The 23,248-nt window shown below is 69.3% G+C and carries 18 protein-coding genes; 10 read left to right on the top strand and 8 right to left on the bottom strand.

The window, feature by feature from the left end; all coding sequences use genetic code 11:
• Window positions 1–91: 91 nt before the first annotated feature.
• The 4 genes from dapD to VPH43_RS08715 are packed head-to-tail and all read right to left on the bottom strand — an operon-like array spanning window position 92 to window position 4,903.
• Window positions 92–922, bottom strand: a complete 831-nt coding sequence (dapD, locus tag VPH43_RS08730; protein ID WP_328577286.1) for a 2,3,4,5-tetrahydropyridine-2,6-dicarboxylate N-succinyltransferase — start codon at window positions 920–922, stop codon at window positions 92–94.
• Between the two features lie 16 nt (window positions 923–938).
• On the bottom strand, window positions 939–2,156 hold the full coding sequence (dapC, locus tag VPH43_RS08725) for a succinyldiaminopimelate transaminase (RefSeq protein ID WP_328577285.1): 1,218 nt from the start codon (window positions 2,154–2,156) through the stop codon (window positions 939–941).
• Between the two features lie 8 nt (window positions 2,157–2,164).
• Entirely contained in the window at window positions 2,165–3,166 is a 1,002-nt protein-coding gene (locus tag VPH43_RS08720) for a DUF72 domain-containing protein (RefSeq protein WP_328577284.1), read from the bottom strand.
• 54 nt (window positions 3,167–3,220) lie between these two features.
• Window positions 3,221–4,903, bottom strand: coding sequence for a right-handed parallel beta-helix repeat-containing protein (locus VPH43_RS08715; RefSeq protein WP_328577283.1), 1,683 nt, complete (start codon window positions 4,901–4,903; stop codon window positions 3,221–3,223).
• A 440-nt stretch (window positions 4,904–5,343) separates the two neighbouring features.
• Between VPH43_RS08715 and VPH43_RS08710 the strand changes: the two genes are divergently transcribed.
• The gene (locus VPH43_RS08710) at window positions 5,344–5,925 is read left to right on the top strand and encodes a CAP domain-containing protein (RefSeq protein ID WP_328577282.1); all 582 of its coding nucleotides are present in this window, start codon (window positions 5,344–5,346) and stop codon (window positions 5,923–5,925) included.
• 40 nt (window positions 5,926–5,965) lie between these two features.
• Here VPH43_RS08710 and VPH43_RS08705 read toward each other — a convergent pair whose 3' ends face one another.
• Window positions 5,966–6,394, bottom strand: a complete 429-nt coding sequence (locus VPH43_RS08705; protein WP_328577281.1) for an SET domain-containing protein — start codon at window positions 6,392–6,394, stop codon at window positions 5,966–5,968.
• A gap of 10 nt (window positions 6,395–6,404) precedes the next feature.
• Window positions 6,405–6,833 (bottom strand): preQ(1) synthase, encoded by a 429-nt coding sequence (gene queF / locus VPH43_RS08700; protein WP_328577395.1) that lies wholly within the window; start codon window positions 6,831–6,833, stop codon window positions 6,405–6,407.
• A 176-nt stretch (window positions 6,834–7,009) separates the two neighbouring features.
• Between queF and smc the strand changes: the two genes are divergently transcribed.
• The 4 genes from smc to VPH43_RS08680 all read left to right on the top strand — a co-directional run bounded on the left by smc (window position 7,010) and on the right by VPH43_RS08680 (window position 15,558).
• Window positions 7,010–10,525, top strand: coding sequence for a chromosome segregation protein SMC (gene smc / locus VPH43_RS08695; protein WP_328577280.1), 3,516 nt, complete (start codon window positions 7,010–7,012; stop codon window positions 10,523–10,525).
• Complete coding sequence (locus VPH43_RS08690) at window positions 10,525–11,607, top strand: cell division protein FtsZ (protein ID WP_328577279.1); 1,083 nt, start codon at window positions 10,525–10,527, stop codon at window positions 11,605–11,607. Before smc ends, VPH43_RS08690 begins: the two co-directional genes overlap by 1 nt.
• Window positions 11,608–11,806: 199 nt before the next feature.
• A complete protein-coding gene (locus tag VPH43_RS08685; protein WP_328577278.1) occupies window positions 11,807–12,505 on the top strand; it encodes an NF038120 family PEP-CTERM protein in 699 nt (232 codons plus the stop codon).
• Between the two features lie 14 nt (window positions 12,506–12,519).
• Entirely contained in the window at window positions 12,520–15,558 is a 3,039-nt protein-coding gene (locus VPH43_RS08680) for a S8 family peptidase (protein ID WP_328577277.1), read from the top strand.
• Window positions 15,559–15,619: 61 nt separating this feature from the next.
• Here the strand turns inward: VPH43_RS08680 and VPH43_RS08675 are convergent, their stop codons facing one another.
• On the bottom strand, window positions 15,620–16,078 hold the full coding sequence (locus VPH43_RS08675) for a hypothetical protein (RefSeq protein WP_328577276.1): 459 nt from the start codon (window positions 16,076–16,078) through the stop codon (window positions 15,620–15,622).
• Between the two features lie 57 nt (window positions 16,079–16,135).
• On the opposite strand from VPH43_RS08675, the gene VPH43_RS08670 reads away from it, so the two are divergent.
• Complete coding sequence (locus VPH43_RS08670) at window positions 16,136–16,618, top strand: GNAT family N-acetyltransferase (RefSeq protein WP_328577275.1); 483 nt, start codon at window positions 16,136–16,138, stop codon at window positions 16,616–16,618.
• Window positions 16,619–16,639: 21 nt separating this feature from the next.
• Here the strand turns inward: VPH43_RS08670 and VPH43_RS08665 are convergent, their stop codons facing one another.
• Window positions 16,640–17,293 (bottom strand): pyridoxamine 5'-phosphate oxidase family protein, encoded by a 654-nt coding sequence (locus tag VPH43_RS08665; RefSeq protein WP_328577274.1) that lies wholly within the window; start codon window positions 17,291–17,293, stop codon window positions 16,640–16,642.
• A gap of 100 nt (window positions 17,294–17,393) precedes the next feature.
• Between VPH43_RS08665 and pdxR the strand changes: the two genes are divergently transcribed.
• The 4 genes from pdxR to def all read left to right on the top strand — a co-directional run bounded on the left by pdxR (window position 17,394) and on the right by def (window position 23,170).
• The gene (gene pdxR / locus VPH43_RS08660; RefSeq protein WP_328577273.1) at window positions 17,394–18,866 is read left to right on the top strand and encodes a MocR-like pyridoxine biosynthesis transcription factor PdxR; all 1,473 of its coding nucleotides are present in this window, start codon (window positions 17,394–17,396) and stop codon (window positions 18,864–18,866) included.
• Between the two features lie 10 nt (window positions 18,867–18,876).
• Entirely contained in the window at window positions 18,877–20,916 is a 2,040-nt protein-coding gene (gene ligA / locus VPH43_RS08655; RefSeq protein ID WP_328577272.1) for an NAD-dependent DNA ligase LigA, read from the top strand.
• Between the two features lie 124 nt (window positions 20,917–21,040).
• Window positions 21,041–22,603: a methyl-accepting chemotaxis protein gene (locus VPH43_RS08650; protein ID WP_328577271.1), complete on the top strand. Its 1,563-nt coding sequence runs from the start codon at window positions 21,041–21,043 to the stop codon at window positions 22,601–22,603.
• A gap of 27 nt (window positions 22,604–22,630) precedes the next feature.
• On the top strand, window positions 22,631–23,170 hold the full coding sequence (def, locus tag VPH43_RS08645; protein ID WP_328577270.1) for a peptide deformylase: 540 nt from the start codon (window positions 22,631–22,633) through the stop codon (window positions 23,168–23,170).
• The last annotated feature ends 78 nt before the right edge of the window (window positions 23,171–23,248 follow it).

Here is a 23,248-nt window from a genome sequence, read left to right as displayed (position 1 = left end):
CCAGGCCCTTGGCCTGGAGCCCCCGCTTGGAGGGGGCTTGGGGGAGCGAAACATACGGCGCGAGCTGCTGCGGGGCTGAGGCGGCGGCGCCTCAGTCCCGCAGCAACTCGTTGATGCTCGTCTTGGAACGTGTCTGCGCGTCCACGCGCTTGACGATGACCGCCGCGGCCAGGTTGTACTTGCCGCCATCGCGCGGCAGGGAGCCGGCCACCACCACCGAGCCGGCCGGCACGCGGCCGTAGCTGATGGTGCCGCTGGCGCGGTCGTAGATCGGGGTGCTCTGGCTGATGAACACGCCCATCGCGATGACGGAGTTCTCTTCCACGATCACGCCTTCCACCACTTCCGAACGCGCGCCGATGAAGCAGTTGTCCTCGATGATGGTCGGGTTGGCCTGCAGCGGCTCCAGCACGCCGCCGATGCCCACGCCGCCGGACAGGTGCACGTTCTTGCCGATCTGCGCGCAGGAGCCCACGGTGGACCAGGTGTCCACCATGGTGCCTTCGTCGACATAGGCGCCGATGTTCACGTAGGAGGGCATCAGCACCGCGCCCTTGGCGATGAAGCTGCCATGGCGGGCCACGGCCGGCGGCACCACGCGCACGCCGGTCTCGCGCAGCTGCGCCTCGCTCAGGTGGCTGAACTTCAGCGGCACCTTGTCGAAGAACTGGGCGTACTCGCCGCCCTTCATCAACTTGTTGTCGTGCAGGCGGAAGTAAAGCAGCACCGCCTTCTTGAGCCACTGGTGCGTCACCCACTCGCCGTTGATCTTCTCCGCCACGCGCAGGCGGCCGGCGTTGAGCTCCGACACCGCGTCTTCCACGGCTTCGAGCACCTTGGGCGAGGAGGCGGGCGAGATCTGGCCGCGGTTGTCCCAGGCAAGGTCGATGGTGGACTGGAGTAGCTGCAGGTCGGTGGGCATGGTGGGTGCGGTGAAGTCAGCGGGAGGATTGCACGAAGGACACGATGCGCTGGGCGGCTTCCAGGCATTCGGCGGCACCGGCCACCAGGGCCATGCGGATGCGGCCGGCGCCCGGGTTGATGCCGTGAGCCTCTCGGGCGAGGTAACTGCCGGGCAGGACCGTGACATTGTATTGAGCGAGCAGTTGGCGGGCGAACTCGGTGTCCGAGCCGCCGCACGCCGTTTTCGGTACTTTGGCCCAAAGGTAGAAGCCGGCATCGGGCAGCTGCACGTCCAGCACCGGCGCCAGCAGCGGCGTCACCTCGGCGAACTTGCGCCGGTACAGCGCCCGGTTCTCCGCCACATGCGCTTCGTCGTTCCAGGCCGCGATGCTGGCGCGCTGGGTGGCCGGCGGCATGGCGCTGCCGTGGTAGGTGCGGTAGAGCAAAAAGCGCTTGAGCAGCCGGGCGTCGCCGGCAGCAAAACCGGAACGCATGCCGGGCACGTTGGAGCGCTTGGACAGGCTGGTCAGCAGCACCAGGTTGCGGAAGTCGTTGCGCCCCAGCTTCCAGGCCGCCTCCAAACCGCCCATCGGGGGCTCGTCGCGGAAGTAGATCTCCGAATAACACTCGTCGGAGGCGATCACGAAACCGAAGCGGTCCGACAGCTCGAACAGCCGGGCCCATTCCTGCAGCGGCATCACCGCCCCGGCCGGATTGCCGGGCGAGCACACATACAGCAGCTGGCAGCGCGCCCAGGTGGCGTCGTCGATCTGCGACCAGTCGGCCGCGAAGTTGCGCGCCGGGTTGCTGTTGGCAAAGGCCGGCGTGGCGCCGGCCAGCAGGGCCGCGCCTTCGTAAATTTGATAGAACGGATTCGGGCACACGACCACCGGCCCGCCCCAGGCGCCATCGCGGGTGGGGTCGATCAGCGTCTGGGCCAGCGCGAACAGCGCTTCGCGCGAGCCGTTCACCGGCAGCACCTGCGTCGCCGGATCCACCGCCACGCCGTAGCGGCGTTGCAGCCAGCCGGCGCACGCTTCGCGCAGGGCAGACTCGCCGGCGGTGGCGGGATAGTTGGCCAGGCCGTCCAGCGCGCCCACCAGGGCTTGTTTGATGAGCTCGGGCGTGGGGTGTTTGGGCTCGCCCATGCCCAGGCTGATGGGGCGGTGGGCCGGGGCGGGCGTGACGTCGTGCAGCAGCTCCCGCAGCCGCTCGAAGGGGTAGGGCTGCAGGCGCGAAAGCAGGGGGTTCATGGCGCCGATTATCGGCGCGGGCGCTCCGTCGGCGGGCGGGTGCCGAAGCCGGTGGCGCGGGGGCGCGGCCGCGGTGCCTCCCAGCCGGCCGGCCAGGTCGGCACGCCTTTCAGGCCCAGCGGGCTGGGCAGCCCGAGCTTGCGCGCCAGCGTGGCGGCGTCATAGGGCGCATGCACCTTCACGTCGTTGTCGAAGTAGCAGTAGATGTCGCGCCGGGCCCGCCGCGGTGCGGCCTTGGGCGAGGCCAGGCGGGCGTCCGCCACCTGCCGCCCCTGGCTCCAGGCCTGCATGCGCTCGGCCCAGCGCTGCAGCGCCTCGTCGCTGTAGCCGCTGGCATAGAGCTCCTTGTCGCCGTGCAGCCGCACGTACACGAAGTCGGCGGTCAGGTCTTCCAGCAGCGGCCACTTGCCGGCGGTGTCGGCCACCACCAGCGCGATGTTGTGCCGCCTCAGCATGGCGACGAAGGCTTCATCGACGAAGCTGGGATGGCGGATCTCCACCGCATGCCGCAGCGGACGCTTCTTGTCGATATCGAGGCTGTTGCGCCTCTCCAGGCGCGCGTCGTGGTGCCGGGCGAGCGCGGCTGCCGCTTCGGTGTCGCGCGGCAGCATCTCGAAGAAGGCCTCGAAGCGCTCGGGCTTGAAGGCCATCATCGGCGGGAACTGCCAGAGGATGGGCCCGAACTTGGCCTTCAGCTCGAACACGCCGGAGGCGAAGAAGTTGGCCAGCGGCGTCTCGAAGCGCGTGAGCCGCAGCATGTGGGTGATGTACTTCGGGCCCTTGACCGCGAACACGAAGTCCCCGGGCGTGGCGTCGTGCCACTCGGCGTAGAACTCCGGCCGCTGCAGCGAATAGAACGAGCCGTTGATCTCGATCGTGGGCACCATGCGCGAGGCGTATTCCAGCTCGCGGCGCTGGGGCAGGCCGTCCGGATAGAACACACCGCGCCAGGGCTCGTAGCGCCAGCCGGAGATGCCGATGCGCAACTGTGCTTGTCTTGCGGTGGCCATGCCAGCGCTGCGGCAATCGCGGTGCCGGCCGCGCCAAGGGCCGGCCCGGGGGTGTTACTTCATCTCGTAGGCACCGATGTCGATCGCGCCGGCCTGCGGCCGCGCGGTGCCGACGATGTCCTTGGGCGGCGCCGACACGCCGTTCAGCGTGGCCACGCCCTTGTTGCGCGCCACGGATCCGGTGGACAAGGTGTAGTCGCCGGCGGACGGGTTGGTGAACAGCGCGCTGGTGGTGCTGCTCTGGGTGGCGCCGTCCTGCCCGGTCTTGCTGCGCCAGGTCGACAGCGACACGGTGGTGGACTCGTTGTCGTAGGAGAACACCGAGGTGACCACGTTGCTGTTGGACACCAGCCCGGTGGTGGTGCCCACGCTCAGGCTGCCGCTGGAGCCCGCCAGGATGTTGTTGAAGATTACATGGCCGCCCGCGTCCTCGCTGAGCTTGACCGCCCAGCCGCCCGTGGCGACCAGGGTGTTGTTCACGATGCGCAGGCGCGCGGCACCGGCGGCGGCGTCGATCTGGTAGTCGCGGATCGCATGGCGGGCATTGCCATACACCAGGTTGTTCTGCAGGGTGGAGTCCTGCACACCATCCATGTTGATGCCGCTCTGGCCGTTGCCGTAGATCGTGTTGCCTTCGATCACGACGTTGCGGATCAGCCCGCTGCCCCCGATCGAGAGGTCGCCGTTGGCATGGATGCCGTTTCCTTCGGCATTCTTGTTGTCGAAGATACGGTTGCCGCGGATGGTGGTGTTGTTGCTGCCGGCATTGGCGAGGTACAGGCCGTGCATGCGGGCCTGGCCGTTCTGTCCGGCCCTGGAAATCGTGTTGCCCTCCACCAGGCCGTCTGCAAACTGCGACAGGTAGACCCCTTCGGCGTTTGCCAGTGTGCAGGTGTTGTTGCGGACAACGTTGCCGTGCATCGGGCTGGTGGGGGTGGCGCCGCGGGCGGAGATGCAGCGGTTGATGCGCGGGCTGCTGGTGCTGTCGTTGCGGATCGTGAAGCCCTCGATCTGCACGTAGCTGACGTTGTTCAGCCGCACGCCGTCGTACTCGGAGTTGCCGCCGCGGTTGATGACCACGTCGCTCGCGTTGGCGATGAAGCGGATCGGCTGCGTGGCGGTGCCGGACGTGCTGACTGTGAAGCCGGCGTAGTTGCCGCTGTGCACCAGCACCACGTTGCCCGGCTTGGCCGCGGAAGCGGCGGCCTGGATGGTGGCGTAGCGCTGGGTGGCGCCAGCGGTGTCGTCCACGCACAGCACGTTGGCGTCCGTGCAGCTGTAGCCGCTGGAGGGCGGAGGCGCCGGAGCCGGGGGCGGCGGCGCAGGGGGTGGCGGAGGCGGCGGTGTCGTCGCGCTGCGGGTCACCGTCACCGTCTTCTGGGTGGCATTGCCGGCGGCATCGTAGGCCGTCACCGTGAGGTTGTTCGTGCCGGTCTGCAAGGCCACCGCGTCCACCGTCCACAGGCTGAGGCGGCTGCCGGCCCTGAACGAGGCTGAACCGCTGCCGCCGCGGTCATTGCGCCAGTCCACCCGGCTCACGCCGACGTCGTCCGACACATTGCCGTTCATCGACGTGCTGGTGCCCGTGGTGGTGGCGCCGGGCGAAGGGGCGTTGAGGTTCAGGGTCGGCTTGACCGTGTCGGCGGCATGTGCGCCCACAGCGCAGGTGGCGGCCACCGACAAGACCAGCAGGTCGATGCGAACGAGGGACAAGCGGGAACAGCGGTGGGACGTCATGGGCGGGGGGTGTTGGTGCGCAAAGGCGGGGTGTGCCCGCGCGGGTTGCGACAGGAGAAGGAAGAAAAGCGGGAAGCCTGGTGAAGGCGGCGTGGGCCGCGAGCCGGTCGACGATCTGCAAGGCTAAGGGCAACCGGTGCGGCACTGGTGAGCGGGTGCAGTGTTGTGTAACCGGGGCCGGCCACCGTGCTGGTTGCCCCGGCGTGAACCGCTTCACGGTGGCCGCACGGCTCCCCCTGGGCCGGCCGGGCACGCACGGACCCAGGCCTGGAAACAGCTCACCCGCTCGAAGTTACGTTGCCTCACCAAGAGACGCTGGAGGCTGTCAATCCCTAGTTCGATTGCGGGTTGTTGTCCGACCCGGTGCCGCCCCAGTGTCCGGAACGGCGTGGGCCAGCGCTGGAGGTAGGCTCGGGCCCATGACTTGCTCCTTGCTTCCCATGGCAACCCGTTCCATGCACCGCCGGACACCTTGGCTGGCCGCACTGTGGTGCGGTGCGATGTTGGCCGGTTGCGGCGGAGGGGGCGATTCGCCAGCCGAGCCGACGCCCGGCAATCCGAACCAGCCGCCCACCGCCAGCGCCACCTGTGGCTTCAGCGACTTTGCCGCCACCGCGCTGGCTCGCGTCAACCAGTGGCGCGCCAGCGGCGCCAACTGCGGTGACCATGGCCAGTTCGGGCCGGCGCCGGCCATCGCCTGGAGTGATCGCCTCACGCAGGCGGCCACCGCCCATTCGCAGGACATGCAGGCGAACAACTTCTTCTCCCACACCGGCTCCAACCAGAGCACGCTGGCCCAGCGCGTGGACGCCACCGGCTACGGCTGGAGCAGCATCGCGGAGAACATCGCCGCCGGGCAGACCTCCATCCAGGGCGTGGTGGACGGCTGGATGGCCAGCCCGGGGCATTGCGCCAACATCATGAACCCGAGCTTCCAGCACATGGGGCTGGCGTGTGTCCCCGGCACCTCGGGCAACACCTATCCGACCTACTGGACGATGGATCTCGGTCGGCCCGGCTGAATCAAGCCCGCCGGGGCGGCCCGCAACAGCCCCGTGAAGCTCAGAGCCGGCCTACGCAGCCCGCTGCGCCGCAGCGGCAGGCCAGGCGCCCTTCATGGTGCGTCTCGCCATAGTTCACGGTGATCTCCTCGCCCACCGCAATCGCGCGCAGCGCATAGAACTCGATGCGCCCATCGCGGATGGACAGGCGCGCGTTCGGCTGGCAGGAGTGGTTGGTGAAGCGCATCGGGTCGCTGGACTTGGACGCGTCGATCGCCCGCTTGCTGGAGATCTCCACGATCATGATGCGCTGCTGGCTGGCGGCACGGCGCCGCGCTTCGGCGATCGTGATGGACTCGCCGCGGATCTCGCCGATCTTCAGCCGCGGGGGCACGCTTTCCGCGGCAAACACGCCGAAGCCATCGATCGCGCTGCGCGCCACCCGCACGGCGAACTTCTGGTAGTGGGGGTGGTCCGCCAGCGCGCTCATGCCAAGGCGCTCACAGCAGCCCGGTCTGCGCGCCGTGCTGCGGCAGCTGCACCACCGGCTGGGGCGTCCAGCCCTTTTTGCGGTGCTCGGCCACCACGTTGGTGTAGATGCCGCCGCGCACATACCACCTGGCCGCGATGCGGATGTAGCGCGGGTCGGTGGCCTGCACGATGTCGTCCAGGATGGTGTTGGTGACCTTCTCGTGGAACGCACCCTCGTTGCGGTAGCTCCAGAAGTACATCTTCAGGCTCTTCAACTCCACGCAGAGTTCGTCGCAGATCATGTCGATCGTGAAGTGCGCGAAGTCCGGCTGGCCGGTGAGCGGGCAGTGGCAGGTGAATTCCGGCACCTGGAACTGGATGACGTAGTCGCGCTCGGGGGCCGGGTTGGGGAACACATGCAGTTCCTTGCTGGGCGCCGAGGGCGGGTTGGGCGGCATTTCGCGCTGCTGGATCGCGCGTTGTGAGGGGCGCTTGGCGGCGGCCTTGGAGGCCGTTTTGTGGGGGGTCTTGACCATGGGGCGATGGTATCATCCGCGCCACTTCCGGCGCTGTGCAAGCGCCGGTTTTCCTTGGTAAATCAATGGGTTAGCTGCATAGCAGCTCGCCGCTCCCCATGCGCCTGAACTCCATCAAGCTCTCGGGCTTCAAGTCGTTTGCCGAGCCCACCACCTTTCACCTGCCGGGCCAGCTGGTGGGTGTGGTGGGCCCCAACGGCTGCGGCAAGTCCAACATCATGGACGCGGTGCGCTGGGTGCTGGGTGAGAGCAAGGCGTCCGAGCTGCGTGGCGAATCCATGCAGGACGTGATCTTCAACGGCTCCGGCAACCGCAAGCCGGCCAGCCGGGCGAGCGTGGAGCTGGTGTTCGACAACTCGGACGCGCGCGCCGGCGGCCAGTGGAACCAGTTCGGCGAGATCGCGGTGAAACGCGTGCTCACCCGCGACGGCACCTCCAGTTACTACATCAACAACCAGCCGGTGCGCCGCCGCGACGTGCAGGACGTGTTCTTGGGCACCGGCCTGGGGCCGCGCGCCTACGCCATCATCGGCCAGGGCACCATCAGCCGCATCATCGAATCCAAGCCCGAGGAACTGCGCATGTTTCTCGAGGAAGCCGCGGGTGTGTCCAAGTACAAGGAGCGCCGGCGCGAGACCGAAAACCGGCTGAAGGACACGCGCGAAAACCTGGTCCGTGTGGAAGACATCCTGCGCGAGCTGAACAACAACCTCGACAAGCTGGAGAAGCAGGCCGAGGTGGCCACGCAGTACCGCCAGCTGCAGGAGCAGGGCACGCTCAAGCTGCACCAGCTCTGGTTCCTCAAGCACCGCGACGCCGCCAGCGAGGAACAGCGGGTGAAGACGGCCATCGGCGAAGCCACCAACGCGCTGGAAGCCCGTTTGGCCGAGCTTCGCCATGTGGAGGCTGAGCTGGAAACGGTGCGCCAGGCGCACTACGCCGCCAGCGACGAGCTGCATGCCAAACAAGGCTCGCTGGCCGAGGCGGCGCTGGAAGTGAGCCGGCTGGAAGAGCGCATCCGCTATGTGGTGGAAGGCCGCCAGCGCGCCGAAGCCCGGCTGGCCGAACTGAAAGCTCAGAGCGACCAGTGGACCGAGCGGCGCGAGCAGGCGGCCGAGGAGCTGGAGCGCATCGCCGAGCAGATCTCCGCCGCCGAGGAGCAGGCCGAGATCCTGGCGGCGCAAGCCGAGGAGCAGGCCGGGCAACTGCCCACGTTCGAGGACGCGGTGCGCGCTGCGCAAGGCAAGGCCAACGAACAGCGCAACGTGGTGGCGCAGGTGCAGCAGCAGATCCAGCTGCTGGCCGCCGAGAGCCGCAACATCGACGAGCAGAGCCGCCAGCTCAAGGGCCGGCGCGAGCGCCTGGCCAGCGAACGCCAGGGCTTGGCCGCGCCCGACACCCAGCGCCTGGCGGAGCTGAAGGCGCAGGCCGAGTCGGCCAGCGAAGCGCAGGCCGTGGCCGACGAACGCCTGCATGAGCTGGGCGAGCAGGTGCCGGCCCTGGACGAGCAGCGCCGCAACCAGCAGGACGCGGTGAACCGCGAAAGCGGGAAGCAGGCCGAGCTCAGCGCCCGCCTGGACGCGCTGCGTGCCTTGCAGGAGAAGGTGCAGACGGAAGGCAAGCTCAAGCCTTGGCTGGCCAAACACGGCCTGGACAGCCTGCAGGGCCTGTGGACCCGCATCCACATCGAAAACGGCTGGGAGACCGCGCTGGAATCGGCGCTGCGTGAACGCCTCAATGCGCTGGAGGTGGGCCGCATCGAGACCGTGCGCGCCTTTGCTGCCGATGCGCCGCCCGCCAAGCTGGCTTTCTACACGCCGCCTACTGCGGCGATCCCCAACACCCACCAGACCCTGCCGCGCCTGAGCGACCTGCTACAGCTCGGCGATGCCGGCCTGAAGGCGCTGCTCAACGACTGGCTCGAAGGCGTGTACACCGCGGCCAGCATCGACGAGGCGCTGGCCAACCGCGGCAAGCTCACGCACGGGGAGGTCATCATGACCCGCGAGGGCCATGCGGTGTCGCAGTACGCGGTGGCCTTTTACGCGCCCGACAGCGAGCAGGCCGGCATGCTGCAGCGCGCGCAGGAGATCGAGAACCTGGAGCGCCAGCTGCGTGCCCAGGTGCTCATCGCTGAAGAAGCGAAGAGTGCGCTGATCCGTGGTGAAGCCGCCTACACCGAGGCCTCCACGCGCCTGGTGAGCGTGCGCCGCGAGGCGGCCGAAACGCAGACCCGGGCCCACCAGCTGCAAGTGGAGCTGCTGCGCCTGAGCCAGCAGGCCGAAGCCACCAGCAGCCGGCGCAACCAGCTGGAAGAAGAGCTGGCCGAGATCGATGGCCAGCTCGAGGAGCTGAACGAACGCCGTGTCACCGGCGAGGGCCGCTTCGAAGAGCTGGACATGCAGCTCGCCACCACGCAGGAGCGCCACGCCGAGCTGGACGAGGCCGTGATCAACGCCGAGCGCAAGCTGGCCGACGCACGCGAGCAGCTGCGCGCGCTGGAGCGCCAGGCGCAGGAAGCGCAGTTTTCCGCCCGCTCGCTGGCCGCACGACGCGGCGAGCTGCAGCGCGCCATCGAAACCGCGGTGCAGCAGGTGGCGGCCAACGAACAGTCGGTGGCCCAGCTGGAGCAGGAGCTGTCCGGTTTCAACGACGCCGCTGCGCAGGCCGGGCTGCAGGAGGCCCTGGCCCTGCGGCTGGAGCGCGAGCAGGCGCTGGCGGCCACGCGCTCTGCCTACGACGACCTGTCCGCCAAGCTGCGCCAGGCCGACGAGCAGCGCCTGAGCTTCGAGCGCAGCCTGGAGCCGCTGCGCGAGAAGATCACCAAGCTGCAACTGGAAGAGCAGGCGGCGGCCCTGGGTGGCGCCCAGTACATGGAGCAGTTGACCGCCGCCGAGGTCAACCTCGAAGCGCTGGCCCAGGGCATCGCCGACAACAACGTGAAGCTGTGGGGCCTGCAGGGCGAGATCGACCGCATCAACCGCGAGGTGGCCGCGCTGGGCGCGGTGAACCTGGCCGCGCTGGACGAGCTGACCACCGCCCGCGAGCGCAAGACCTTCCTCGATGCGCAGAACGCCGACCTCAACGACGCGATCAACACGCTGGAGGACGCCATCCACAAGATCGACCTGGAAACCCGCGACCTGCTGGGCCAGACCTTCAACCAGGTCAACGAGCACTTCGGCCGCATGTTCCCCACCTTGTTCGGCGGCGGCAATGCCAGGCTGGTGATGACCGGCGACGAGATCCTGGACGCCGGCGTGCAGGTGATGGCCCAGCCGCCCGGCAAGAAGAACAGCACCATCCACCTGCTGTCCGGCGGGGAGAAGGCGCTGACCGCGATCGCGCTGGTGTTCGCCATCTTCATGCTGAATCCGGCGCCTTTCTGCCTGCTGGACGAGGTGGACGCGCCGCTGGACGACGCCAACACCGAGCGCTACGCCAAGCTGGTGACCGAGATGTCCAGCAAGGGCACGCAGTTCCTCTTCATCTCGCACAACAAGATCGCGATGGAGATGGCACGCCAGCTGATCGGCGTGACCATGCAGGAGCAGGGCGTGTCGCGCATCGTGGCGGTGGACATGGAAGCCGCGCTCAGCATGGCGGAGGCCTGATGACGCTGACAGTGGCACTCGCGGTGCTGGCGGGCTTGGTGCTGGCGGCGGTGGTGGCGCATGGCGCCTGGTCGGCGCGCAGGGCGAGCCCGCGCCGTGCCGAGCCCGAAGGCGCCCTGCCGGCCACCGGCCGAGTGGAGCCGTCGATGGACGGGGCTGCTGCACCTGCTGCCGAGGCGACCGGGGCCGAACCAGCGTCCGCCACCGAAGCCGCGCTGGACCTGCCCCTGCCCGAGCTGCGTCTCGCGGCCCAGCGCCGCAGCGCCCGGTTGGACGCGCTGATCGATGCCATCGCACCGCTCACCCTGGAGGCGCCGGTCACCGGCGAGCTGGCGCTGATGCACCTGCCGCCGTCGCGGCGTGCGGGCACCAAGCCCTTCATCATCGAGGGCCTGAATGCGGAAACCGGCGAGTGGGAGCAGCCTCTTCCGGGCCAGCGCTATGGCGAGTTCCAGGCCGGCGTGCAACTGGCCAACCGCCACGGTGCGCTGAACCAGATCGAATATTCCGAGTTCGTGCAGAAGGTGGAGGCCTTTGCCGAGAGCATCGGCGCGATGGCCGACTTTCCCGACATGATCGACGTGGTGGCGCGTGCGCGCGAGCTCGACGGTTTTGCCAGCCCGCACGACGCACACCTCACCGTGCACCTGCGTGCCGCCTCGGTGGCCTGGTCGGTGGGCTACATCCAGCAGTGCGCGGCGCGCCACGGCTTCGTGCCGGGCGCGGTGCCGGGCCGGCTGGTGCTGCCGGCGGCGGAAGAGGGCGCGCCGCCGGTGCTCATCCTCGGCTTCGATCCGCAGGCGGCACTTGCCGACGACCCGAACCAGGCCGCCGTGCGCGACCTGACGCTCAGCCTGGACGTGCCGCAGACCGAAGAAAGCGCGGAGCCCTTTGCCGCCTGGCAGGAGGCCGCGCGGGCGCTGGCCGGCGACATGGAGGCCGAACTGGTCGACGAGCAGGGCCTGCCCATCACCCTGCATGCCTTCGCCGCCATCGGCGAAGAGCTGAAGCAGCTGTACCGGGCGCTGGAGGAGCGCGACCTCGCGGCCGGATCCGCCGCCGCGCGCCGCCTGTTCAGCTGAAGTCCCCAGGCACTAGGGAAAGCGGCCCCCCTAGTTCGTAGTGCCCAAACGCCCGCAACCCCTCAAGTCTCACGATGATCGTGCCCTTCGCTGCCACTCCGTGGCCGGCGAAGGGAGTTCATTCCTCCGATTCGGCGTCAACCGCCGCGGAAGGAATGCCCACAGATCATCGTCTGACCCAACTTCTTGAGGTGATTGCATGGTGAAGCAGAGTGGATCGCGACGGGCCGCCACGGCCATCGCGGCAGCAGCACTGGCCCTGGCGGCTCCGATCGCGCAAGCCGCGGTGGCAAACCTGGATTTCGAGGCGGCCGAAGCGCGGCTGTATTTCAGCGGCGAAGCGGTGCTGGACAGCGGCTTCCAGCTCAGCGTGCTCAACGAATTTGGCGCGGTGGACACGGCCGCAGGCTGCTTCATCGCGGTGTGCCCCACGGGCAACGACACGCAGTTCTTCCAGGGCTTCAACGACGGCCACGTGGCGCTGACCTACGGCAACCACCAGACCTTCCAGCTGCTCGGCTTCGATGCCGGCTTCATCGCGCCTTTCCCCCTGCCGGACACGGCCGCCGGGTCCATCCAGCTGCGGGCCATCACCGAGGCTGGCGACACCATCTACAAGTCCTTCCAGTTCGCGCCCAGCGGCGCAGAAGGCAGCTTTGCTTTCAAGACCTATGGCAGCGGCACCGCGCCCCTGAGCGGCCTGGGCTGGCTGCGCTCGGTGGAGTTTTTTGCCTGCACCTGGGACGAAGACGGCGCCTGCTCCAACCCCAACCAGAACCTCGGCCAGTTCGCGCTGGACAACATCCACCTGCAGCCGATTCCCGAGCCCTCGACGATCGCGCTCATGGCCCTTGGCATCGCCGGGCTGATCGCCCGCTCGCGCCGCCCGGCCCGCTGAACAGGAGACATACCATGTCCTTCCATCGACTGGCCCTCGCGCTCGGGCTGGCGGCAATGGCCGCCACCGCCGGTGCGCAGCAGGCCGCCCGCAAACCCTACATCGTGCAGCTGGCCGACGCGCCGGTGGCCACCTACGCCGGTGGCGTGAGCGGTTATGCACCCACCAAGCCTGCGCCGGGCACCAAGCTCAACGTCAATGCCACGGCCGCGCAGGCCTACATCGGCTACCTGGACGCCCAGCGCAGCAACGCGCTGGCCCAGGTGGCCGGCGCGCCGGTGCTGCACCGCTACAACGTGGTGTTCAACGGCTTCTCCGCACTGCTGACGCCCGCTGAAGTGCAGAAGCTGCAAGCCACTCAGGGCGTGGTGGCCGTCACCGCCGACGAGCCGCGCAGCGTCGACACCAGCCGCACACCGGCCTTCCTGGGCCTGAGCGCCCCGGGCGGCTTGTGGTCGCAGCTGGACGCCGCCAGCCGGCCGGTCAAAGGCGAAGACATCATCGTCGGCATCGTGGACACCGGCATCTGGCCGGAGAACCTGTCCTACGCCGACAAGGTGGACGCCAACGGCAAGCCCGCCGCGACCGGCACGCCGGCCTATGGCCCGCCGCCGGCCAAGTGGAAAGGCACCTGCCAGACCGGCCAGGGTTTCTCGTCCTCGCATTGCAACAACAAGCTGATCGGTGCACGCTACTTCGACGCGAGCTTCAAGTCGTCGGGCAACGTGCTGTACCCCAGCGACTACGTGTCGCCGCGCGACCAGGACGGCCACGGCGACCACACCGCGTCCACCGCGGCCGGCAACTCCGATGTGAACGCCATCGTCAACGGCATCTCGGCCGGCAGCATCTCCGGCATGGCGCCGCGCGCGCGCCTGGCCGCCTACAAGGTCTGCTGGACCTTCGTGGCACCGGCCGAGCCGGGCGGTTTCAAGAACTCCTGCTTCAACGGCGACAGCGTCAAGGCGATCGACACCGCGGTGGCCGATGGCGTGGACGTCATCAACTACTCGATCAGCGGCACACGCACCAACTTCCTCGATCCGGTGGAAGTGGCCTTCCTCAACGCCTCGGCGGCCGGCGTGTTCGTCGCGACGTCCGCGGGCAACAGCGGCCCGGGCAACACCGTCGCGCACATGAGCCCATGGCTCACCACGGTGGCTGCGTCCACGCACGACCGGCTCTACACCGCCACGGTGACGCTGGGCAACGGCAGCAAGTTCACCGGGCCCTCGCAGTCGCAGGGTCTGCCGGCGGCACCGCTGGTGAATGCGGTGGCTGTGGCGGCTGCCGGCGCGCCGGTGGCTGACGCGCAGCGCTGCTTCCTCAACACGCTGGATCCCTCGCGGGTGGCGGGCAAGATCGTGGTCTGTGACCGCGGCAGCAATGCCCGGGTGGAAAAGAGCCAGGAGGTCAAGCGCGCCGGCGGCGTGGGCATGATCCTGGTGAACACGCCGACCGGGGCCACCGACGTGGCCGACGACGCGCACTTCGTGCCCACCGTTCACCTCACGTCCGCGGCCTACACGGCGGTGCACGACTACGCCGCGCTGGCAGGCGCCACCGCCTCCATCGGCGTGGCGGCGCAGACGCCGGGCGTGGTGGCGCCGGTGATGGCGGACTTCTCCTCGCGTGGGCCCAACCTGGCCAACCCGAACATCCTGAAGCCGGACATCAGCGCGCCTGGCGTGGCGATCCTCGCCGCCTACGCCTACCAGCCCACCTCGCAGGCCGAGCACGACGCCATCGCCGCCGGCGCCCTGGTGCCGCCCGGTGCCGCGGCGTACCTGCAGGGCACCTCCATGGCGAGCCCGCACGTGGCCGGCATTGGCGCGCTGCTGAAGCAGCTGCATCCCACGTGGTCGCCGGCCGCCATCAAGTCGGCCATCATGACGACCGCTGGCACGATCAAGCTGCCCAGCGGCGCGGCGGACCCCGATCGCTGGGGCTACGGCGCCGGGCACGTCAACCCGAACGGCGCGGCCTACCCGGGCCTGGTGTACGACGCCGACACGCCCGACTACCTGCGCTTCCTGTGTGGCGTGGGCGCGCTGGCCGCCAACTCCAGCACCTGCGTGACCTATGGCTCCATCCCGGCGTACAACCTGAACCTGCCCTCGCTCACGGCCGAGGTGCTGGGCAAGGCCACGCTGCACCGCGCGGTGACCAACGTCGGCAACGCCACGACCACCTATGTGGCCAGTGCCAGCCTGCCGGGCTACACAGTGAGCGTGGTGCCCAGCAGCCTCACGCTGGCACCGGGCCAGACCGGGCAGTTCGACGTGAAGCTCGCCCGCGGCTCCGCGGCCGTGGGGGACTGGGTCTTCGGCAACCTGGTGTGGACCAGCGGCAGCACCCAGGTGCGCAGCCCGCTCAGCGCCAAGGGCACCTTGTTCAGCGGCCCGTCGATCATTACCGACACCCGGGCGGCTGGCGGCAAGAGCTTCACCATCGGCACCGGCTATGACGGCACGCTGAAGGTGCTGCCTGCCGGGCTGGTGCCCGCCAGCGTGAAGACGGGCACGGTGGCCCAGGACGCCACCACCTGCTTCCCGTTCAACGTGCCGGCAGGGGCCTTGCACGCACGCTTTGCGCTGTTCGACAGCGACACCTCGGGCGCCGGGCAGGACGATCTCGACCTCGAGATCTACAACGGCAGCACCCTGGTGGGCAGCAGCGGCGGCCCCACCGCCAACGAGAACGTGGACCTGCGCCAGCCGGCAGCCGGCTCGTACCAGGCTTGCGTGATCGGGTATGCGCCGAAGAATGGCGTGTCGACCTTCAAGCTGTCCGCCTGGGTCGTGAACCCGGGTGACCAGGGCGGCAACCTGCGTGCGGCCGGGCCGTCCAAGGTGTTCCTGGGCGGCACGGCCACGGTGGCCACCAGCTGGTCGGCCGCGGCCGGCCAGCGCTACCTGGGCGTGCTGCAGTACAAGGACGGCAGCAACGCGGCCATCGGCAGCAGCCTGGTGTCCATCGACACCGTCGCAGTGGGCACCACCGAGGCTGGCAGCCCGGCCGGGCGCAAGGCACTGGCAGCCGCCAGGCGCTGAGCGTTCCCGCGCATGAAAAACGGCCGCACCCACGGCCGTTTTTTCTTTTGGTGCAGCGTGCTTATTGCGCGGCGGCGGCGCCCCTGCCCCGCAGCACGCAGCGCTGGGCCACGCACCGTGCGCCCGGATCGCTTTCCATCATGCAGTTGGACACCATCCCGGAACGCGCGTTCCGGGCGCTTTCCGCCTTGGCATGCTCACGGGCCAGCCGCTCCAGCAAGGCGCCGTCGCTCTGGGTGGCAGACCACGCGATGTAGCCGGACGGCCCACCACAGGCCTTGGCGCCCACCGGCAGCGTGCGGCATTCGGCGTCCTCCTTGCAGGCGGCGGTGCCGACGGCCTGTTGCAGCTGGGTCAAGAGCGCCGCAGCGCTGGTGCCCGCAGCGGTGTTGCCGGCGGGGCTGGACGCCGCCGGCTGGCTGGCGTCCCCCGCCGCGGTGGACGCCGTGGTGGCGGTGCAGGCGCCAGCCAGCAGCAGGCTGGACACCGCAAAGGCTTGAAGGCAGCGAAGCAATGTCATGGAGCACCTCGAGCAGAAAAGCATCTTCGATCCACCGGCACATGGCATGCTGGCGCGATGAACAACTGCACGCCCGCCTGGCACCTGCGCCCCGCCGGCGAGGCCGACGTGCCGGCACTGGCCGCACTGTATGCCGATACCGCCCGCGCACTGGGTTCATGGTGCTACACGCCGCAACAGGTGGCGGCCTGGGCCCGGTTCGCGGCCGATGGGCCGGGCTTCCACGACTACGTGGCAGGTGCAAGCACCTGGATCGCACAGCAGGACCATGGCGCCGCGGTGCTCGGCTTCTGCGGCGTGGACGACAGCGGCGAAGTGCGCTCGCTCTACGTGGCCGCGGCCGCCACCCGCCAGGGCATCGGCAGCGCCTTGTTGCGCCATGCACTCGGCGCTGCGCAGCAGCGCGGCCTGCAGCGCTTTTGTGCCTGGGCCACGCCTTTCAGCGTGCCGGTGTTCCAGCGCGCCGGCTTCGTGCTCGCGCGCGTGGTGACCGAGCCGTTCCAGGGCGTGGTGTTCGACCGCTTCCGCATGGAGCGATGAGGCTCTCAGCCTCGCGAGCTGTCACGCCGCCGTGCACGGCCAGCCGCGCACGTAGTCCGGCGTCTCGCGCGCGATGTCGCCATCAGGTTGCGGCGTGCCGCGGCCCATGGTGATCGGCAGCACGCCCGCCCACACCGGGATGGCCATGTCGGCCTCGTCGTCCTTCGGGCCGCCACTGCGCACCTTGGCGGACGACTCGTCCAGGGGCATGCGCAGGATCGTGGTCGCGGCCAGCTCGCTCGCGTCGCCGGGGCGCACCTGCAGCTTGCGGCCGGGAGCGATGCGGTCCATGAAACGGTCCAGGGAGGCAGGCTTGTGCTCGGCCGGCACCACATCGAAGCGGCCGTACACCACCACCGACCGATAGTTCATCGAGTGGTGGAAGGCCGAGCGCGCCAGCACCAGCCCGTCGAGGTGGGTGATCGTCACGCACGCCTGGCCACCCTCGGCCAGCGCACGCAGCATGCGGCTGCCGTTGGAGCCGTGGACGTAGAGATGGTCGTCTTCGCGCCAGCAGGCGGTGGGGATGCAGTGCACGCCGTGCGCGTCGGTGAACGCGACGTGGCACAGGTAGGCCGCATCGACGATGGCGTGCACGGTCTCGCGGTCGTAGTGGCCCCGCTGCGGGACACGGCGGACACGGGTGCGATCGGAGGGCGGCAGGTGCTCTGGCATGGCGTGGGCCTTCTGGGCGATGAGGGAAACGGCACGCAAGGCTAACGGCGCTGTGGCTCCTCTCAAAGAGCCACAATCACCGGTTTTGGGGGAGCCAGGGATGATCGACACGATGCTGCTGCTGCGCCACCAGCTTGCGCAGCGCCCGGCCGGGCAGACCGTGCGCCGGCGCCTGGCCGAGGTGGTGCGCGCGGCCGTGATCGACGGCACGCTGGAAGCCGGAGCGGTGCTGCCGGCTTCGCGCGTGCTGGCGCGCGAGCTGGGGTTGGGGCGCAACACCGTGCTGCATGCCTATGAGCAGCTGACGACCGAGGGCTACCTCACTGCCGACCGGCAGGGCACGGTGGTCTGCCACCTCGGGCCGCGCCCGGGCGCGGCGCCAACGCAGGCATCCGTGGCTTCGCCGCCCAGCCTGCCGCCGCTGGCGCGGCGTGCGCTGCCGAGCACGCTGCCACCGGGCGAAGACGAGACACCGCTGCCGTTCCTGCCCGGCATTCCGGCGCTGGACCAGTTTCCGCTCGAGCGCTGGCGCCGGCGTGTCGCGCAGGCCTGGCGGGTGGTGAACTCGGCCACGCTGGCCGGCCGCGACGTCTGCGGCGAGCCGGTGCTGCGCGCGGCGATCGCCGGCTACCTGCGTGCTTCGCGGGGTGTTCGATGCGAGCCGGAGCAGGTGGTGGTGACCAGCGGCACGCAGGAGAGCCTGGCGCTATGCGCGCAGCTGCTGGCCGACCCTGGTGAGCGGGTGTGGATGGAACATCCCGGCTACATGGGCGCCAGCACGGCGTTTGTGAGCGCCGGGCTGCAGCTCGTGCCCGTGCCCGTGGACAGCGAGGGCCTGGCGCCCACGGCCGCGCTGTGGCGGCGCCAACCGCCGCGGCTGGTGTACACCACGCCGTCGCACCAGTACCCGCTGGGTGTGCCCTTGTCGTTGCCGCGGCGGCTCGCGCTGATCGAGCAGGCACGGCGCACCGGCAGCTGGATCCTGGAGGACGATTACGACAGCGAGTTCTGCCGCGGCGTGCCGCTGGCCGCGATGCAGGGGCTCGCGCCGGACGCGCCGGTGGTCTACCTGGGCACCTTCAGCAAGACGCTCTACCCGGCGCTGCGGCTGGCCTACGCCGTGCTGCCGGAGGCGGCGGTGAACGCCGTGATGCCGGCGCTGGCGCGGCGGCTGGCGCCGGGGCGGGTGGCGGAGCAGGAGGCACTGGCCGCCTTCATCCACGACGGCGAATTCACCGCGCACCTGCGCCGCATGCGGCGGCTCTATGCCGAGCGGCAGGCTGCGTTGCGCCAGGCATTGCAGCAGGCCTGGCCGATGCCGCCGGCGCTGTCGCCTGGCGAGGGCGGCATGCATCTCGCCCTGGCGCTGCCGCCCACGGTGGACGACCGCGAGGTCGTGCGCCATGCCCAGGCACGCGGGCTGGAGCCGCGCGCCCTGTCCACCTACACAGTGGGCGGCGGCACGCCGCTCAACGGGCTGGTGCTGGGCTATGCCAATGTGCCGGCGGAGCAGGTGAACGCGTACGTGCGCACGCTGGCCTGGGCCGTGCGGCAGGCCCTGCGGTGCGAGTGACAATCTCGCCATGACCGAGCAGAAGATCGCCGACCGCGCCGCTGAGTTGCGCCGCGAACTGCACCACCACGCCCACCGCTACTACGTGCTCGACGACCCGGAGATCCCGGACGCGGAGTACGACCGGCTGTTCCGCGAACTGCAGGCGCTGGAGGAGGCGCATCCCGAGCTGCGCACGCCGGACTCGCCCACACAACGCGTCGGCGGCGCGGTGCTGCCGTCGCTCACGCCGGTGCGGCACACCGTTCCGATGCTCAGCATCCGCACCGAGACGGACACCGAGGACAGCGGCGCGCTGAACTTCGACGCCAGGGTGCGGCGCGAGCTGCGCCTGACCGAGGCGGACGCGCCCGTGGAGTACGCGGCCGAACTGAAGTTCGACGGCCTGGCGATCAACCTGCGCTACGAGGAGGGCGTGCTGGTGCAGGCCGCCACCCGCGGCGACGGCGAGGTGGGCGAGGACGTCACGCACAACATCCGCAAGATCCCGCAGATCCCGCTGCGGCTGCACGGCGTGGACGTGCCGGTGCTCGAAGTGCGCGGCGAGGTGTACATGCGGCGCGACCGCTTCGAGCAGATGAACGCCCGGCTGCGCGACAAGGGGGAACGCACCTTCGTCAACCCGCGCAATACCGCGGCCGGTGCCGTGCGCCAGCTGGACCCGGCGGCACTCGACGGCAAGCCGCTCAACTTCTTTGCCTACGGGCTGGGCGACGTGCAGGGCTGGGACGTGCCGGCCACGCACTCCGCCATGCTGGACGCGCTGCACCGCATGGGCCTGCCGGTGGACAAGGAACGCACGGTCACCCAGGGCGCTGCCGGGCTGATCGCGTTCCACCAGCGCATCGGCGCCAAGCGCGACGCGCTGCCCTTCGACATCGACGGCGTGGTCTACAAGGTCAACTCGCGCGCGCTGCAGCAGCGCCTGGGCTTCGTGAGCCGCGAGCCGCGCTGGGCCGTGGCCCACAAGTACCCGGCGCAGGAGCAGATGACGGTGGTCAACGGCATCGATGTGCAGGTGGGCCGCACCGGCAAGCTCACGCCGGTGGCCAAGCTGCAGCCGGTGTTCGTGGGCGGCACCACGGTGAGCAACGCCACCTTGCACAACCTGTTCGAGCTGCGCCGCAAGCGCGTGCGGGTGGGTGATACGGTGATCGTGCGGCGCGCGGGCGACGTGATTCCCGAGGTGGTGGGTGTGGTGCCGGGCAAACGCAGCGGCTATGTGCCGAACTTCCGCATGCCACGCCAGTGCCCGGTGTGCGGCAGCGACGTGCTGCGGGAGAAGGGCGGCGTGGACCATCGCTGCACTGGCGGCCTGTTCTGCGCGGCGCAGCGCAAGCAGGCGATCCTGCACTTCGCCGGCCGGCGCGCCATGGACATCGAAGGCCTGGGCGAGAAGATCGTCGACCAGCTGATCGAAGGCGGCATCGTGCGCACCCTCCCGGACCTGTACAAGCTCGGCGTGGCGAAGCTGGCCGCGCTGGAGCGCATGGCCGACAAGAGCGCGCAGAACCTGGTGGCCGCGCTGGACAAGAGCAAGCGCACCACGCTGGGCCGCTTCCTCTATGCGCTCGGTATTCGCCAGGTGGGCGAAACCACTGCCAAGGACCTGGCCAAGCACTTCGGCTCGCTTGACCGCATCATGGACGCCAGCCTGGAGCAACTGCTGCAGGTGAAGGACGTGGGCCCGGTGGTGGCCCAGAGCATCCGCGCTTTTTTTGACCAGCCGCACAACCGCGAGGTGGCAGAGCAGTTGCGTGCCGCTGGCATCAGCTGGGACGAACACGCCGGCGTGGAGGCCGACACCACCCCCAAGCCGCTGGCGGGCAAGACCTTTGTGCTCACCGGCACGCTGCCCACGCTGAGCCGCGACGATGCCAAGGACCTGATCGAGGCGGCCGGGGGCAAGGTGTCCGGCTCGGTGTCCAAGAAGACGCACTTCGTCGTGGCCGGCTCGGAAGCGGGCAGCAAGCTCGACAAGGCCAACGAGCTGGGCGTGGCGGTGTTGGACGAAGCAGGGCTGCTGGCCCTGCTGCGCTCCGCGGAATAACGCGCTGTTCCGGCGCCAAAGCGGCCCTTCAGAACCGGGAACCCCCGTCGATATCCAGTGACAACCTGTGTGCGTGGCGTGGGCGGCGCACACCGGTTCGTGACTTTTTCCACTGGAGACATCGATGGATTGGTTCAGGCGCATCACGGTCGGCCAGCGGCTGGCCCTGGGTTTCGGCACCTCGCTGGCGCTGCTGCTGCTCATGGCGGGCGGTGCGTGGTGGGTGTTGAGCTCGGTGAAGCAGGGCGTCGACGTGATCGTCGGCGAGAACAACAAGAAGACCGACCTGGCCTGGCGCATGCGCGCGGAGCTGGACGGCATCGCGCAGTCGGTGCGCACGCTGATCGTCACACGCAACACCGACGTGCAGAACGCCCAGAAGGACGCCCAGGCCGCGTCGCGCAAGCGGTTCGACGACAGCTATGCCGCGCTCGGCAAGCTGATCGCCAACGACCCGGAGGAAAAGAAGCTTTACGCCACCATCGGCCAGATGCGCACGGTGGTGCTGCCGCTGTTCGACGAATCCATCGAGCAGGCCCAGCGTGGCATGAAGGAAACCGCGGCCGAGACCCTGATCGACAAGGTGCAGAAGCCGCAGACCGAATGGTTTGCCGCGATGCAGGCGCTGATCGACCTGCAGACCAAACGCACCGCTGACCGGGTGTCCGGCATGAATGCCGGTTATGCGGCCGCGGCCGTCGGCCTGGCCGGTGGTGCGCTGCTGGCCGTGGCGCTGGCTGCGGCGCTGGGCGCGGCGATCACCCGCTCGCTCACGCGCCAGCTCGGTGGTGAACCCACCTATGCCCGCGAAGTGGCCCGCCGCATTGCCGCCGGCGACCTGGGTGAGCAGATCCGCCTGCGCAGCCATGACAACTCCAGCCTGCTGGCCGCGATGCACGAGATGCAGCAGGGCCTGCGTTCGATGGTGCGCGACATCCAGCAGTCGGCTGAATCTGTGGCGACCGCCAGCCAGGAGATCGCTCGCGGCAACCTGGACCTGAGCTCACGCACCGAGCAGCAGGCCAGCAGCCTGCAGGAAACCAGCGCCTCCATGACCCAGCTCACCGGCACGGTGCGGCAGAACACCTCGTCGGCACGCCAGGCGAGCGAACTCGCGGCCTCCGCGTCCGAAGTGGCGGCCCAGGGCGGCGAGGCGGTCAATGAAGTGGTGCGCCGCATGGAGGAGATCCAGGCCTCCAGCAAGCGCATCACCGAGATCATCGGCGTGATCGATGGCATCGCCTTCCAGACCAACATCCTCGCGCTGAACGCGGCGGTGGAAGCCGCGCGGGCCGGCGAGCAGGGCCGCGGCTTTGCCGTGGTGGCCGGCGAGGTGCGCAACCTGGCCCAGCGCAGCGCACAGGCGGCCAAGGAGATCAAGACGCTGATCTCCGACAGCGTGGAGCGCGTGGAAGGCGGCAGCAAGCTGGTGAGCGAAGCGGGCAGCACCATGCAGGACATCGTGCAGCGCGTGCGCCAGGTGTCGACCCTGGTCAACGAGATCACCCATGCGTCGGTGGAGCAGGAGTCGGGCATCGGCCAGATCGGCACCGCGGTGACCGACCTGGACAACATGACGCAGCAGAACGCCGCGCTGGTGGAGCAGAGCACCGCGGCCGCCGAGAGCCTGAAGTCCCAGGCGGCGCGGTTGACGGATACGGTTTCGCAATTCCGCATTGCCGCGTGACGTGAAGCGGGCGGCCATAATTTGCCGATGGCCGTTCGCGAAATCCTCAAGATGGGCGACCCGCGCTTGCTGCGCGTGGCGCCCCCGGTGACCGAGTTCGACACGCCCGAGCTGCATGCGCTGATCGCCGACATGTTCGACACCATGGCGGCGGCCAACGGTGCCGGCCTGGCCGCGCCGCAGATCGGCGTGGACCTGCAGCTGGTGATCTTTGGTTTCACCCGCAACGAGCGCTACCCCGACGCGCCGCCGGTGCCACGCACCGTGCTGATCAATCCGGTGATCACGCCCTTGTCGGCCGATGAAGAAGAGGGCTGGGAGGGCTGCCTGTCGGTGCCCGGCCTGCGCGGACGGGTGCCGCGTTACACCCGCATCCGCTACACGGGTTTCGGCCCCAAGGGCGAGCGCATCGAGCGCGAGGCCGACGGTTTCCACGCCCGGGTGGTGCAGCATGAGTGCGACCACCTGATCGGCCGGCTCTACCCCACCCGCATGCGCGACCTGACACAGCTGGGTTACATCAGCGTGCTGTTCCCCGAGCTCGATCCGGGCGCCGACGACGAGTAAAGCCGGTCGGCTGGGCCTTGTGTTCGCGCGTTGTACCTCCAGGTTCTTGCTGCGAGGTGTTCAATGCGGCCGTTCGCG

The sequence above is a fragment of the Ideonella sp. BN130291 genome (assembly GCF_036231905.1).
Taxonomy (GTDB): Bacteria; Pseudomonadota; Gammaproteobacteria; order Burkholderiales; family Burkholderiaceae_C; genus CAMLIZ01.
Note: the sequence above shows the minus strand (reverse complement) of the source record. Positions and strands in the feature narration are given on the sequence as shown.